At 63.7% G+C, this 13,623-nt stretch carries 10 protein-coding genes and 1 pseudogene; 6 read left to right on the top strand and 5 right to left on the bottom strand.

Translation table 11 applies throughout. The features are described 5' to 3' along the window. The 5 genes and pseudogenes from AC30NL_RS07085 to panC all read left to right on the top strand — a co-directional run bounded on the left by AC30NL_RS07085 (position 1) and on the right by panC (position 3,819). Positions 1-93, top strand: a complete 93-nt coding sequence (locus tag AC30NL_RS07085; RefSeq protein WP_489463306.1) for a DUF3460 family protein — start codon at positions 1-3, stop codon at positions 91-93. An 83-nt stretch (positions 94-176) separates the two neighbouring features. Then, positions 177-998, top strand: coding sequence for a segregation and condensation protein A (locus AC30NL_RS07080; protein WP_489463305.1), 822 nt, complete (start codon positions 177-179; stop codon positions 996-998). A gap of 82 nt (positions 999-1,080) precedes the next feature. After that, positions 1,081-2,061 carry a biotin synthase BioB gene (bioB, locus tag AC30NL_RS07075; RefSeq protein WP_489463304.1) on the top strand — a complete coding sequence of 327 codons (981 nt, stop codon included), beginning with the start codon at positions 1,081-1,083 and terminating at the stop codon, positions 2,059-2,061. Positions 2,062-2,143: 82 nt separating this feature from the next. Continuing rightward, positions 2,144-2,989 carry a 3-methyl-2-oxobutanoate hydroxymethyltransferase gene (gene panB / locus AC30NL_RS07070; protein ID WP_489463303.1) on the top strand — a complete coding sequence of 282 codons (846 nt, stop codon included), beginning with the start codon at positions 2,144-2,146 and terminating at the stop codon, positions 2,987-2,989. A gap of 2 nt (positions 2,990-2,991) precedes the next feature. Next, positions 2,992-3,819, top strand: a pseudogene (panC, locus tag AC30NL_RS07065) (pantoate--beta-alanine ligase). Positions 3,820-4,092: 273 nt separating this feature from the next. Here panC and AC30NL_RS07060 read toward each other — a convergent pair. The 5 genes from AC30NL_RS07060 to AC30NL_RS07040 all read right to left on the bottom strand — a co-directional run bounded on the left by AC30NL_RS07060 (position 4,093) and on the right by AC30NL_RS07040 (position 11,944). Further along, positions 4,093-7,263, bottom strand: coding sequence for a beta-ketoacyl synthase N-terminal-like domain-containing protein (locus tag AC30NL_RS07060; protein WP_489463302.1), 3,171 nt, complete (start codon positions 7,261-7,263; stop codon positions 4,093-4,095). Between the two features lie 27 nt (positions 7,264-7,290). Then, a complete protein-coding gene (locus AC30NL_RS07055) occupies positions 7,291-9,021 on the bottom strand; it encodes a cytochrome b5 domain-containing protein (protein WP_489463301.1) in 1,731 nt (576 codons plus the stop codon). Continuing rightward, the gene (locus AC30NL_RS07050; RefSeq protein ID WP_489463300.1) at positions 9,005-9,919 is read right to left on the bottom strand and encodes an acyl-CoA desaturase; all 915 of its coding nucleotides are present in this window, start codon (positions 9,917-9,919) and stop codon (positions 9,005-9,007) included. The genes AC30NL_RS07055 and AC30NL_RS07050 overlap by 17 nt, the downstream gene beginning before the upstream one ends. A gap of 6 nt (positions 9,920-9,925) precedes the next feature. Beyond that, the gene (locus AC30NL_RS07045; RefSeq protein WP_489463299.1) at positions 9,926-10,177 is read right to left on the bottom strand and encodes an acyl carrier protein; all 252 of its coding nucleotides are present in this window, start codon (positions 10,175-10,177) and stop codon (positions 9,926-9,928) included. 75 nt (positions 10,178-10,252) lie between these two features. After that, positions 10,253-11,944, bottom strand: a complete 1,692-nt coding sequence (locus tag AC30NL_RS07040) for a fatty acyl-AMP ligase (RefSeq protein WP_489463298.1) — start codon at positions 11,942-11,944, stop codon at positions 10,253-10,255. Between the two features lie 234 nt (positions 11,945-12,178). On the opposite strand from AC30NL_RS07040, the gene AC30NL_RS07035 reads away from it, so the two are divergent. Beyond that, the gene (locus AC30NL_RS07035; RefSeq protein ID WP_489463297.1) at positions 12,179-13,534 is read left to right on the top strand and encodes an NfeD family protein; all 1,356 of its coding nucleotides are present in this window, start codon (positions 12,179-12,181) and stop codon (positions 13,532-13,534) included. Positions 13,535-13,623: the final 89 nt, after the last annotated feature.

Genomic DNA, 13,623 nt, shown 5'->3' with positions numbered 1-13,623 from the left:
CTGTGGGACAAGCGCATCGACCGCGAGGCGCAGGCCCAGTTCGGCGAGGCCAAGGTGCCAATGCAACCGTACGTCTACCAGACCAAGGTCTGAGAGGCTGACCTGCAATTCACCGAACGCTGCTCGTGAGCGACGCCGCGAAAGCCCTGGAGGCATCGGAACTTCCGGTACCCGACATGCCGCCGCCCCCTGCGGATGTGCTGCCCCAAGCGGTGGACCGCGTTGCCATGGCCCGCCTGTATGGCGAGCCCTTGTTTGCGATGCCGCAGGATCTGTACATCCCGCCGGATGCGCTCGAGGTCTTTCTCGAAGCCTTCGAAGGGCCACTGGACCTGCTGCTGTACCTGATCCGCAAGCAGAACTTCAACATCCTCGACATTCCGCTGGCCGATGTGACGCGCCAGTACCTGGCCTACGTCGACCAAATCCGCAAGACCAACCTCGAACTGGCGAGCGAATACCTCTTGATGGCGGCGATGCTGATCGAGATCAAGTCGCGCATGCTGCTGCCGCCCAAGAAGACGCCGGACGGGCAGGAACCCGAAGACCCGCGCGCCGAACTTGTGCGGCGGCTCATCGAGTACGAACAGATCAAGCTGGCCGCGGCGAGGCTCGACGGTTTGCCCGTGCTGGGCCGCGACTTCCTGCGGGCGCAGGTGGTCATCGAACAGTCGCTCACACCACGTTTTCCGGACGTCCACACGGACGAGCTTCGCGCGGCTTGGCAGGACATTCTTCGCCGCGCGAAGCTCAACCAGCACCACACCATCACCCGCGAGCAGTTGTCGGTGCGCGAACACATGAGCATCGTTCTGCGCACCTTGCAGGGCCGCAAGTTCGTCGAGTTCGAAGAACTCTTCGACGTCACGCGTGGCACGCCGGTCCTGGTGGTCACCTTTATTGCCATGCTGGAGCTAGCGCGCGAGCGGCTGCTGGAGATCACACAGGCCGAGGCGTTCGCGCCGATTTACGTTCGGCTGGCCTATCAGCCCTCTTGATCGGCAGTCAAATTACGACAATTGCGGCTTATGAAGCCCGCCCCTACGAATACCCTGAAAGCCGCTTCGGGCGGCGTATCAAATGAAACAAGCACCCATTGAATTTCATCGTCCCGCTGCTCGCTCTGCCGTCGTCCGCTGGCGCACCGAAGATGTCGAAGCGCTGTTCGACTTGCCGTTCAACGAGCTGATGTTCCGCGCGCAGTCGGTGCACCGCGAGCACTTCAATCCGAGCGAAGTGCAGCTGTCCACGCTGCTGTCTATCAAGACCGGCGGCTGCCCCGAGAACTGTGCGTATTGCCCGCAGTCGGTTCACTTCGACACGCCGGTCGAAGCCACTGCGCTGATGAAACTCGACGCCGTGCTCGACGCGGCCAAGCGCGCCAAGGAAGCCGGTGCGACGCGCTTCTGCATGGGCGCCGCATGGCGCGGGCCGAAGGATCGTGACATCGAGAAGGTGGCCGAGCTGGTGAGCGGGGTGAAGGCGCTGGGCCTGGAAACCTGTGCCACGCTGGGCATGCTCGACGTGGGCCATGCCGAGACGCTGCGCGACGCGGGTCTCGACTATTACAACCACAACATCGACAGCGCACCTGACAAATACGCCGACATCATTACCACGCGGCAGTTCGATGACCGCCTCGACACGCTGCGGAAGGTGCGTGGGGCGGGCGTCAAGGTGTGCTGCGGCGGCATTGTGGGCATGGGCGAATCGCGCTCGCAGCGTGCGGCGCTCATCGCAGAGCTGGCCAATATGGAACCCTACCCCGAGTCAGTGCCCATCAACCACCTGGTACAGGTCGAAGGCACGCCGCTTCACGGCATGGACAAGATCGACCATTTCGAATTCGTCCGCACCATTGCAGCGGCGCGCATCACAATGCCCGACGCGATGGTGCGCCTGTCCGCCGGCCGCCAGCAAATGGGCGAAGCGGTGCAGGCCTTGTGTTTCTTGGCGGGCGCCAATTCGATCTTCTACGGCGACAAGCTACTGACCACGGGCAACCCGGATGTCACAGCCGACCAGGAGTTGCTCGGCAAGCTGGGCATGCGCACCGCGTAGCGCGGGCTTGGGCACACGCAAGACTGCCTCTCTCAACGCACACGTGGGCAGCAGCCCACCCAACAGAATCGGCGGAAACGAAATGAGCGATCAACCTGTGTACGGCGGCGCGCCAAGCGGCGTGACGCAGCGCAAAACGCTGACCCTGCACCGCATTCGCGAGATGCACGCGCAAGGCGAGCCGATTGCGATGCTGACCTGCTATGACGCGTCCTTCGCCCGCGTGCTCGATGCCGCCGGGGTCGATTGCCTGCTGGTCGGCGACTCGCTGGGCATGGTGATGCAGGGCCAGACCAGCACCCTGCCGGTCACGCTCGAGGAAACCGCCTACCACCTGCGCTGCGTGGTGCGCGGCAACAATAACGCGTGGCTGATCGGCGACCTGCCTTTTGGCAGCTACCAACAGTCGCCGGCTCAGGCGATGGCGAGCGCCATGGTGCTGATGCAGTCCGGCGCGCAGATGGTCAAGCTCGAAGGCGGCGGCTGGACGAACGAGACGGTGCGCTTCCTGACGGAGCGCGGCGTCCCGGTGTGCGCTCACCTGGGCCTCACGCCGCAGTCGGTGCATGCCTTGGGCGGTTATCGCGTGCAAGGCCGCAACGATGAAGCTGCCGCCGTCTTGAAACGTCATGCACGCGAGCTGCAAGACGCAGGAGCCTCGATGCTGGTGCTCGAATTGCTGCCGAGCACTGTGGCAAAAGATGTCACGCAATCTCTGTCGATTCCCGTCATCGGCATCGGTGCCGGAAAGGGATGCTCAGGCCAGGTGCTTGTGCTGCACGACATGCTCGGACTCACGCAAGGCAAGCTTCCGCGATTCGTCCGAAACTTCATGGAGGGCCAGCCTTCCATCGAGGCCGCGGTGCGCCGCTTCGTCGCCGACGTGAAGGCCCGCAGTTTTCCGGATGACGCACTCCACGGGTACTGATCATGAAAACGCTTCACACCATCGCCGACCTGCGTGCCCTGCTGCCCGAAGCAGGCACCTGCGCGTTCGTGCCGACCATGGGCAACCTGCACGAAGGCCATCTGAGCCTCGTCCGGCAAGCCCGCAACCACGGGCTGCCGGTGGTGGCAAGCATCTTCGTGAACCGCCTGCAGTTCGCGCCGCACGAAGATTTCGACCGCTACCCGCGCACGCTGGCACGCGACTGCGAACTGCTGGATTCCGCGGGCTGCGACATCCTGTTCGCACCCGACGAGCGGGAGCTTTATCCGCAGCCGCAGAGCTACAAGGTAACGCCCGACCCGGCCTTGGCAGGCATTCTCGAAGGCCACTTCCGCCCGGGCTTCTTCACCGGCGTGTGCACGGTGGTGATGAAGCTATTCGGCTGCGTGCGCCCGAGCGTGGCGGTGTTCGGCAAGAAAGACTATCAACAGTTGATGGTCATCCGGCGGATGGTCTAGCAATTTGCCCTGTCTGTTCGGATCGAGTCGGGAGAGACCTGCCGCGCCGACACCGGGCTGGCCTTGTCATCGCGCAATGCTTATCTGAGCGACGGGGATCGCGCCAAGGCGACGGAGCTGGTGAATGCGCTTCGCGATTTGTCGCAACGCTTTCGTTCGTCACCGGCGCGCCTGCCCGAGCTGGAAACACAGGCGGTGAATGAACTGAACGTCAAGGGCTGGGCAGTGGACTATTTGACCATCCGGCGCCGCAGCGATCTGCTTGCGCCGAATGCTGCGGATCAATCGCTGGTGGCTCTCGGCGCAGCAAAGCTCGCGAACACTCGCTTGATCGACAACGTCGAGTTCTGAGTTTCGCCCCTTCGAAGACCTCCCGCAGGCTCGTTGCTGGCCGTGCTCATCGTGTTGGCAGGACGTACCAAGGCTGAGAGGCTGAGAGGCAGCCCTTTCAAGGTCGTGCATTGGCTCCTCTCCCCTCTGGGGAGAGGTTGGGTGAGGGGCTGCGGCGATGGCAGCCCCATGTCCTCATTCACCGCCCACGGCCCTCACCCCAACCCTCCCAAACCCTCCCAGAGGGAGAGGGAGCAATACCAGACTGTGTAAAGACCTTGAAAGGGCTGGCTTTCACGCCCGATCCGCAGATGCGCCGAGCTCCCGCATCCGACTCAGGATCTCATCCGGCACGACTTGGCCTTGCAGGGACATGGGCGCAGCGCCGACGCCAAGACGCTCCAGCAAATCCCATGCGGCCGCAGTCTGACTTGGGGTAGGCAACCCGGTCACAGGCTCCAGTCCTTCGCGCAGTGTCAACAGGCTAGAGAACACACAGCCCATCAGCAGGTTCGGGGCTGGGTTGAGCAAAGCAGCACCTGCCGCGAAGCGTGCATCGCCACGTTGAGCCCAGATGGGACCAGGCTGGCATTGCACCCGTTCAGGCACTGTCAGCGTGCCGGCCTCCGTGACCAGAAAATCGCCCGTGGTTCGCATGCGTCGCCATGAGTCCTCCACCGATAAGCAATGGGGAGCGGAATCGTCGACCACGATTGTCCTGGGCGCCAGGCGTGCAACCTCGACCACTTCCGGCATGCTGGTGGCGCTGACGATCAGCGAGCAGTCGTAGAGCGGCCGAGGGGCGTGGCCATCGCTCAATGCAATTTGTACGTCGGGACACCACGCCTTCAGTGAATGGCTCAACGCCTCCAGGTGCGTACGCCGGCTTGGTACGTCCACCAGCAACAGCGAGGCGGGAGCTTCCAGACGGGCTGCGCATAACCGGGCCACCCCCTCGCCAATGGATCCCAACCCGAGAAAGGCCATGCGCTCGGCACTCAGCTTGCGTCCGAGTACGGGGCCGATGGAGCGCACCATGTGAACAACACATGCGATGGTCGTGGAGTGCCCAGTGGTGAGCACGACAGGCGCCGGCTGCAACGACTGGCCGTAAAGCGTTGCCGAAGGAATCAGGCCGGTCAGGGCAATTGTCCTGGCACCAGCGGCCTGCGCATGCGCGCACGCCTGCTCGATGGCCCTTCGCGTGGCCTTCGGATCGGCATGGAGTTCGCGGTCCATGATGGGCGCGCTGATGACTCCAATGCGACCCCGCTGCGTTTCGATGGTGAACATGCGATGCGGGGCTCGCAGCAGCGAGGCCCGGAGCTGCGCGGGGGCGCCTTCGAGCAGTCGTGCGGGCAGGCTGACCACCGCTGCGACCTCTAGCGGAGGCTCATGCTCTCCTGCACACGAGCGATTCCCGATGGCTGAAGAGGGAGCGAGCGTGTTCGCAGGGGGATTCCCTGCCGCTTGAGCATGGAGTGAACCCAGCTCCAGAAGCCCCCCGATGGTGGCGCGCTGCCACACGGCGCCTGCCGGGAGACGCCAACCGAGCCGCATCTCCAGAGCCGTCTGCAGCTCCAGGGCGCTGAGCGAGTCCAGCCCTGCCTCCGTGAGTGGCACTTCATCGCCGATGTCCTTGCACTTCAGGATGCGGCAAACCTCTGCACGTACGATGTCCACCGCCAAGTGCGAGCACTCGGGTCCGACGTCGGTACGCGCAGACGAGCCGACCCATGGCTGCGTGGGCCTGTCCAACCAATGCCGTTCACGTTGGAAGGCATAACCGGGAACATCCGTCCATTGACCCGCCAGATGCTCCGGGCGGAGCTGCCCGCCTTCCACGTACCAAGCTGCAAGAGCGTCGGCTTGGCTCGAGTCCGGAGAGTTGGCCGACGACTCATGCTTGGGTCGTCCGTGCGCCATCTGCACCTGGGCCGGCTGCCCGCCGTTCGCAAGCTCCCTCAATGCCGCGACGGTTTGCTGCGTATCCCGCCAAACCATTGCCAGCCGATGGCTGAGCATCGCGCGGCTGATGGATAGGCTGAAGCAAAGGTCGGCAGAGTCCTGCCCCGGATGGGCAGCTATCCAGTTCGCGATGGCACCGGCTTGCGCGCGCAGGGCCTGCTCGCCCTGGCCCGACAACGTAAGGATCTGGTACTTGCCTGCACCTTGGCGCGGACGGTGTGGTGGAGGCTCCTGGACAATCAGATGCGCATTGGTACCGCCGAAGCCAAACGCACTGACGCCCGCGATGCGAGGTGTGCTCCAAGGCTGCAGCCGGTCGACGAGATGCAGGCGTGACGGATCGATGCAATCGGCAGCCCGTCCGACATGGATCGTGGCCGGAATCAGCCCATGCTTGAGCGAGAGCACGACCTTGATGAGGCCCGCCAAGCCCGAGGCGCTTTCGGTATGTCCCAAGTTGGACTTGACGGAGCCGATAGGCAGGGGCTGCCGATCCTCAGCCGTCAGGCAATGGCGCAACACGTTCGCTTCGAGCGCATCGGCGAGAGGCGCCCCGACGGCATGGCACTCGACGTAGCCGATGTCCGATCTCTGCAAGCCGGCCCGCTGCAGTGCTTTGCGGATCGCTGCCTCCTGCCCTGGTGTGCTGGGTGCGGTCAGGCCGTTGCGCTCCCCCTGGGCAAGACCGCAACCTCGCACGACTGCATGAATCCGGTCTCCTTCGCGCAGCGCGTCGGAGAGTCGCTTGAGCAGCACGACGCCACAGCCTTCGCCCCGCACGTAACCGTCTGCCTCCGACGAAAAGGGACGCGCTCGGCCACTGGGCGAGAGCAGCCGCGTGCGACTGAAGTAGACCATCGTCTCCGGTTCAATCAGCACGTTGGCAGCGCCGGCCAATGCCACGTCGCACTCTCCGGCCAGCAATGACTGGCAAGCCAGATGGATCGCTGTGAGGCCTGAGGAGCAGGCCGTGTCCACCGCGAGATTGGGGCCGCTCAGTCCGAATGCATACGAGATCCGGCCGGCCATGGTGCTTGGAGCCGTTCCGACCATGCTGAAGCTGTCGATGCGCTCCGGCACACCAAAGGTGCGCACCTGGTATTCATGTCCGCTGATGCCCATGAATACTCCCGTTTCCTTGCCGCGCAGGGAAGCTGGCAGGACAGCCGCGTCCTCCATCGCGTGCCAGCTGCCTTCCAGCAGCAAACGCAACTGCGGATCGATGCTTGGGGCTTCTGCAGGGCTGATTCGAAACAGTGTGCGGTCGAATCGGTCGACGTCCTGCAACCAACTGCCATGCCAACTGGTGATCTTGCCGGGCTCGGTCGGGTTGGTGCTGAACCACCGCGCCGCGTCCCAGCGCTCGGGCGGTGTTTCCGTCACCGCGTCGACACCGGCAACCAAGCCGCTCCAGTAGCTCTGCAGGCTGTCCATGCCGCCGCCGAACCGGCACGACATGCCCACGATGGCCACCGGCTCGTTCCATGTATGGTTCATCAGAATGACCTCAAGCAGGTGGTGGTTCTACGGACGAGGATCCATCGGGAGCTTGATAGGGAAGCCTGTGTTGGGCTCCTTGTCGCCACGGTGCTGCTCGAACTCGTGGATCCATGCTTGCATTGCATCGGCCAGGGCATAGAAATCGGCATCGGTGTAGGCCTTCCCGTCCCCTGCTCGTTTTGACCGGCGAATCCGTGGGCCACGTGAAGGAGGCGCGGTGCCGGCGGCGCCTGGCACTCGGGCAATTCGAAAATTGGCCATCAGAATTTCGGCCCCTCGGCTGTGTTCCACACGCGCAAACGCCTCGCTCGCATCGCGTCCCAGCCATGGCAGCAAGGTACGGGCGCCGCCGGGGTGCTCATACAGGAATCGGGTCACGTCATAGACCACACCATCGATCACGATCCAGGCATCGTGCGCCTGGTTGTGCCTTGCCACCTCTTCCAGGCCCACCTCGGGCAGTTCGGTCGGTGGCACTTCACCGGCATCGACCAGTGGAAGCAGTCCCTCGGGAAAGCCCCCGTTGAGCGCCAAGCGCTCTGGCGCCGGGCGCGTGTCAGTGTGCTTCGCAGGCAGGAAGGCCGAACGCTGGGTAACACCGATGTCGTCGATCTTGTTGTAAAGGAGATAGGGCTGAAGACTCCTGATCCAGGGTGTGCGCGGCAAGGCCGCGCTGGCCTGCCCTATCACCTTGAGAACCTGCCGCACCTCGGCCACCACCGGTTCCGGTGCAGGCGGCAGGTCCATGGCCTCCCGTTGCCAATCGTCCATGCCGGCGATGATGGCCGAGAGTATGGGAATACGGAGATCACTTTGATAGGTGGCCAGCACCTGGATGACGATCTCGACGAATGCCCGTTGAGTGGCGTCGGTCGTTCCCCCGGCGCAACTGGACATTTCCTGCCACCATGCAAACTCGGTGTCGTAATCGTCGCTGATGCCTCGGATATTCATGGCCCGGCCCATTTGCAAGAATGCGTTGAACCAGCCCAGCCGCTCGACCTCCGTGAAGCAGCGCCAACTGAGCTTGCGGTTCCACAGCACCGGCACGAACATCAACCCGCCAAGAATGAAGCGGAAAGCGTCGTTGGGCGCAGCGTAGCGGCCGTGGATGGCGTTGATGCGAGCGATGGCTTCACGCCCGCGCTTGCTCTCCAGCCCCCACTCCAGCATGTTCGAGAAGAACATCACCGTGTCGTTGATCCGCTGAAAGGCGCGGTGGATGAACTCGCCCGTCGAGTGGAAGAACATCGCGTTGGCCGGCAACACGAGCGGCCGGGTTTCGAACAGCACGGCAAACAGCTTCTGCTCGGCGCGGAATTCGTAACTGATGTAGTGGTAGATCCGCGTCGCGTCGCGCACGGGATCCAGGCCCTGCACCTGCTCGAAGGTATCTGGCTGCAGAAGCCAGCCCACGCGTTCGCGAAAACGCTCGTAGCGCCGCACCCCTTCACCGACGGCCTCGTGACAGTCAGTGGGCAGCATTGGCAGCATGTCCTGCAGCGCTTGCGCCGGAATGTCGTCAGCATGCTGCTGCAAGAGCAGCAACGCCGGCTCGCTGTGTTGCACGCATGAAAGTGCCGATACCAACATGTGGTGCTGGTCGCGCAGTTCCTCTTGCACTGCGTCGCGCAACGCCTGTTCGTCCAGCGGCGGCGTGAGATCGAGCAGGGAAATGAGACGTTGTACCCGGCTGCTGTTTTGTCGCTGTTGCCGCTTGGCGCGGGCCAGTATCTGCTCAAGTTCGGTATTCATGATTTTGTCGGTTCGGCTGAGATTTGGCGGGATCGGCCAAGCGCACGTTGCGCGCCAAACCGAATGCGCGAAGCAGCCTGATGAATCCCCATGAAAAATCGATTTGCCACCAGTGCCAGCCATGCCGTGCGGATGCGGCAGCAGCATGGTGGTTGTTGTGCCAGCCTTCGCCAAAGGCCAGCAACCCGAGCACTGCATGGTTGCGACTTGCGCCCTTGGCCCTGTGAGGTTGGCTGCCCCAGAGATGGCAGACCGAGTTGATGCTCCATGTGACGTGCTGCACGAGAAACATCCGCAGCAAACCGCCGAAGATCAGCCCGTCGAGTGCGCCCGAGGCACCACCGATCAAGGCTCCCGCTGCCGCGGGCAGCACAATACCCAACCCCACGAAGAGCAGGTAGTGCCGACCCACCCAAGCCACGAGCCGGTCACGCAACAGGTCAGGCGCGTAGTGCAAGGGGGCTGCTGGCGGCACGGTCATCATCCAGCCGGCATGGGCATGCCAAAAACCACGCCATCCCCGCTGCGGTGCATGCGGTGAGTGCGGGTCCTGGTCAGACTCGGCGTGCTGGTGATGCCTTCGATGCGTTGCCACCCAGAAGGCCGGCGGTCCTTCGGCCGCAAGGCAGCCCATGATGGCCAGGCAGCCCCGCAGCCATCCATCGGCTTCGAAGGATCGGTGCGTGAACAGGCGGTGGTAGCCCACGGTGATGCCCAGCATGGAGACCGTGTACAGCGCAAAGCACATGGCCCACGCCCACGCGGGAGCCTGTGCCAAGCGCCAGACGGCCGCGACGGCGCCGGCCAGGGGCAACACAAGCGTCGGAATGGCGGTGCATCTTTGCAAGCGCAGCAACGCCCGCTCCGCTTCCGTACCGCGGATGTTGTCTTCCTGCATGAGGCGTCAGCCGCGTGCTAGCTGCTTGGAAAGGCGCGCGATGGTCGGGTATTCCCAGAACAACGTGGCCGGCAACTTCCGCTCCAGCATCTTCTCCAATTCACCGGTCATGGTCAGGGCGGACAGGGAATCAATGCCGTGGTCGGACAAGGGCGCATCGATGTCCACCTCTTCCGGAGCGATCTCCAGTGCACCGGCGATGCGGGTAACGAACCACTGTTCAAGATGCTGAATCGTCAATTTTTGCGCATCTGCCATTTGGATGCCCCAAAAAAACTGGTCCGGCTGCGTGCGTTCGAACCTGGGACCTGGATGCGCCTGCGCGCGAGTCTCTCAGGACATGTTCACTTCCGAGGACCGGGGGTATTCGTGGTTGGCGTGTCTGTTCGACAGGGTTCCCTCCAGATACTGCTGGCGCGTCCGCGCACGTTGCAACTTGCCGCTGGAAGTCTTGCTGATTTGTCCCGAGGACAGGAGCACGCAGTCTGAAAGGGCGATGCCCAGTTCGGCCTGCACATTGCGTTTGATCTCCTGCATGAGCTTCTTTGGATCTTGCGTCCGGGCTTCGGCTGCCACCACCAGTTCCTCAGTCGCCGTCCCTGAACGAGTGAAGGCCACGACATGGCCTTGGCGAACCCCGGGCAGTGTGCCGACCAAATGCTCCACGTGATGGGGATCGACGTTGCGGCCGTTGATGATGAGCAGGTCCTTCTTTCGGCCGGTGACGTAGAGGCGACCGCAAGCAAGGTAGCCAAGGTCGCCGGTATGCAATCCGTGTTCGAACGAATCTCCCTCGTGGTAGCCGGTTGAAACGCAAGGCCCCCGCAGCACGATCTCCCCGATCTGACGGTCCGCGCGGGGCCGCCCCTGGTCGTCGACGATGTGCAATTCGTAGCCCGGCAATGGCCGGCCGCACGCGACCACCTCGATGCCGTCTGCGGCGGGTACGGCACACCCCCGAAGCTCACGTTCATCCGCATCAATGCGTTCGCTGAGGAGCCCCTCGTCCAGCATCGGAAAACTCACCGCGAGCGTGGCCTCTGCCAGTCCATAGCAGGGAAACAGCCCTTCTCCGCGCATGCCGCTGGGCTCGAAGGTGCGGGCAAACTCCAGAAGCGACGGGGCATGGATGGGTTCGGCCCCGCACCCCCAGACCCGAACGCTGGCTAGCGAAATCTCTTCCGCACGCCCTCGTTTCGCGGTCAGTGCGTATGCGAAGTTCGGCGCAAACGTGATCGTGGCTCGCTGCTCGCATAGCGCGCGTAACCACGAGCGGGGCTCACGCAGGAATGCCACGGTCGGCATGAAGATCGCGCTGGAGTGCGTGATGAACGGAGCAAACACGAAGCCGATGAGACCCATGTCATGGAACAGCGGCAACCAAGACAGCGCGCGATCGCTGCGGTCCGCCTGCAAGCCGTCAGCCATGATGGCTTGCGCATTGGCGATGAGATTGCGATGGCTGATTCGCACTCCCTTGGGGGCCGAGGTGCTGCCGGAGGTGTATTGCAACAATGCCAGGTCCTCGGAGTCGAAATCGTTCGGCTCCGGAAGGTCGACGGGGCCGCGTTGCGCTGCCTGCTGCAGCAATGCCTGTGGGGACGTCATGCCTTCCAGATCTGGCGCCTGTGCGGCCAGCGGCACGATCGCGTGGCGAAGCTCTTCATCGGCAAGCAGCAGCCGCGCACCGCAATGGCGAAGGATCGCTGCCGCGGTGCTGCTCCAGCTGTTCATCCTCCCGATGGTCATGGGAGGGCTCATGGGTACGGGCACCACGCCCGCCAGCAGTGCTCCCAGAATGCTGGAGCAGAACTGGCGAGCCATGGGCAACATCAAGGCAACCCTGTCCCCGCGCTGAAGACCAGCTGAGAGCATGCCCTGGCCCAAGCGCGCGGCCTCATTCAGCAATTCAGCATGACTCAGGCGCTGCTGCCCACCCCATCCGTCCAGGTAAAGATGAAAACTCTCGTGATCGGAACTGCACTCTCGCAACAGGTGGACAAAGGTAGGAGCATGTGAGGGCATGGGAACGCTGATCTATGCAGCAGCGGGAAAGGCCGGCCAGTGTCGACGAGTTCGAAATGGGTAGCAATGCAGGCGCGGGGTTTTTTGTGGGGGCGCGAGTTGCAGATGTGACACCTCGCAACGCGCTGAATTGGCGCGCAGTTCGTGTCTGTGAATTCGACGCACCTATCAATGACGAGTTGGCCAAGCAGTGGCATTGACCCACTCCACGCGGTTGCGGTGTACGCTTCTCACATGAGACGCGGCATCTTCTTGTTGTGTGCTCTCGCACTGCTCGCGGCATTCGCCGGCCCGCGCGCGATCGCGGCTGCAACCGTATCGCCGGTATTCGTGCTGCGCATCGACGGCGCCATCGGACCAGCCACCGCCGATCACGTCAAGCGCGCGCTGGAGCGGGCCGCGCGCGAACACGCGCAACTCGTCGTGCTGCAAATGGACACGCCGGGCGGACTGGACACCGCCATGCGCAGCATCATCAAGGAAATCCTCGCTTCGCCGGTGCCGGTGGCCGGCTTCGTGTCGCCTCAGGGCTCGCGCGCCGCAAGCGCCGGCACCTACATCCTTTATGCGACGCACATCGCAGCAATGGCGCCGGCCACCAACCTCGGCGCCGCGACGCCGATCGCGGTAGGGCTGCCCTCGCCCGGCGGAGGTGCGGAGCCTGCCAACCGTCCAGCCAGCGGGGCGTCTGCTTCCGCGCCGGGCCACGACACACTTGCCGCCAAGCGAATCAACGATGCCACCGCCTACATACGCGGCCTCGCGCAACTGCGTGGCCGAGACGTCGCATGGGCCGAACAGGCGGTGCGCGAAGCAGTGAGCCTGCCCGCAAACGATGCACTCTCGCGCAAGGTCATCGATCTCATCGCCGTCGACGTGAAGGACCTCTTGCGCCAAGTCGACGGCCGCGCGGTGCCTCTGGGCGATACGCGCGGCAGCGTCAAGCTCGCCACGGCGCAGGCCGACGTCATTGCCATCGAACTTGATTGGCATGGCCGCCTGCTCGCGGTGATCAGCGACCCAAGCCTCGCGCTGGTCCTGATGATGATCGGCATCTACGGACTGCTCTTCGAGTTCATGAATCCCGGAACCGTAGCGCCTGGTGTGATCGGCGGCGTGTGCCTGCTGCTGGCCCTGTGGGGACTGCAGATGCTGCCCATCAATTACGCGGGCCTCGCGCTGATTCTGCTGGGCATCGCCTTCTTCGTCGCAGAGGCCTTCATCCCGAGCTATGGGGTGCTTGGCGCGGGAGGGGTCGCCGCGTTCGCCTTTGGTGCGCTGCTGCTGCTTGACACCGACATCCCGGGCCTGGGAATTCCACGCGCCTTGATCGCCAGCCTGACATTAGTGTCTGCCGCCTTCGTCATCGGCATCGCCGTGATGGCCGCCAAGGCGCGCCGACGGCCGGTGGTTAGCGGCACGCCGCTCCTTCTCGGCGCATCTGGCGAAGTCATCGAATTCGACGGCGTCGAGGGCTGGGCGTCAGTCGGCGGAGAACGCTGGCGCGTGCATGCCACACAGCCCCTGCAACCCCACCAGCGCGTGCGCGTCACGCGCGTGGACGGTCTCACGCTCGAGGTGAGAGGCTGAGAGTATTTCGAACGTGTCCGAGCAGCACGTCAAAAGGCGCCTGATCTAGGCGCAAAGCGCAGCCATAGCTTGGCTATGGCGAGCATTTG

It is taken from the genome of Rhizobacter sp., assembly GCA_021153565.1.
Taxonomy (GTDB): Bacteria; Pseudomonadota; Gammaproteobacteria; order Burkholderiales; family Burkholderiaceae_C; genus Albitalea.
Note: the sequence above shows the minus strand (reverse complement) of the source record. Positions and strands in the feature narration are given on the sequence as shown.

What these genes read in the sequence shown, in the direction of transcription:
- AC30NL_RS07080 (WP_489463305.1), top strand. Translation starts at nt 177, where the DNA reads ATGCCGCCGCCCCCTGCGGATGTGCTGCCCCAAGCGGTGGACCGCGTT.
- bioB (WP_489463304.1), top strand. Translation starts at nt 1,081, where the DNA reads ATGAAACAAGCACCCATTGAATTTCATCGTCCCGCTGCTCGCTCTGCC.
- panB (WP_489463303.1), top strand. Translation starts at nt 2,144, where the DNA reads ATGAGCGATCAACCTGTGTACGGCGGCGCGCCAAGCGGCGTGACGCAG.
- AC30NL_RS07060 (WP_489463302.1), bottom strand. Translation starts at nt 7,263, where the DNA reads ATGAACCATACATGGAACGAGCCGGTGGCCATCGTGGGCATGTCGTGC.
- AC30NL_RS07055 (WP_489463301.1), bottom strand. Translation starts at nt 9,021, where the DNA reads ATGAATACCGAACTTGAGCAGATACTGGCCCGCGCCAAGCGGCAACAG.
- AC30NL_RS07050 (WP_489463300.1), bottom strand. Translation starts at nt 9,919, where the DNA reads ATGCAGGAAGACAACATCCGCGGTACGGAAGCGGAGCGGGCGTTGCTG.
- AC30NL_RS07045 (WP_489463299.1), bottom strand. Translation starts at nt 10,177, where the DNA reads ATGGCAGATGCGCAAAAATTGACGATTCAGCATCTTGAACAGTGGTTC.
- AC30NL_RS07040 (WP_489463298.1), bottom strand. Translation starts at nt 11,944, where the DNA reads ATGCCCTCACATGCTCCTACCTTTGTCCACCTGTTGCGAGAGTGCAGT.
- AC30NL_RS07035 (WP_489463297.1), top strand. Translation starts at nt 12,179, where the DNA reads ATGAGACGCGGCATCTTCTTGTTGTGTGCTCTCGCACTGCTCGCGGCA.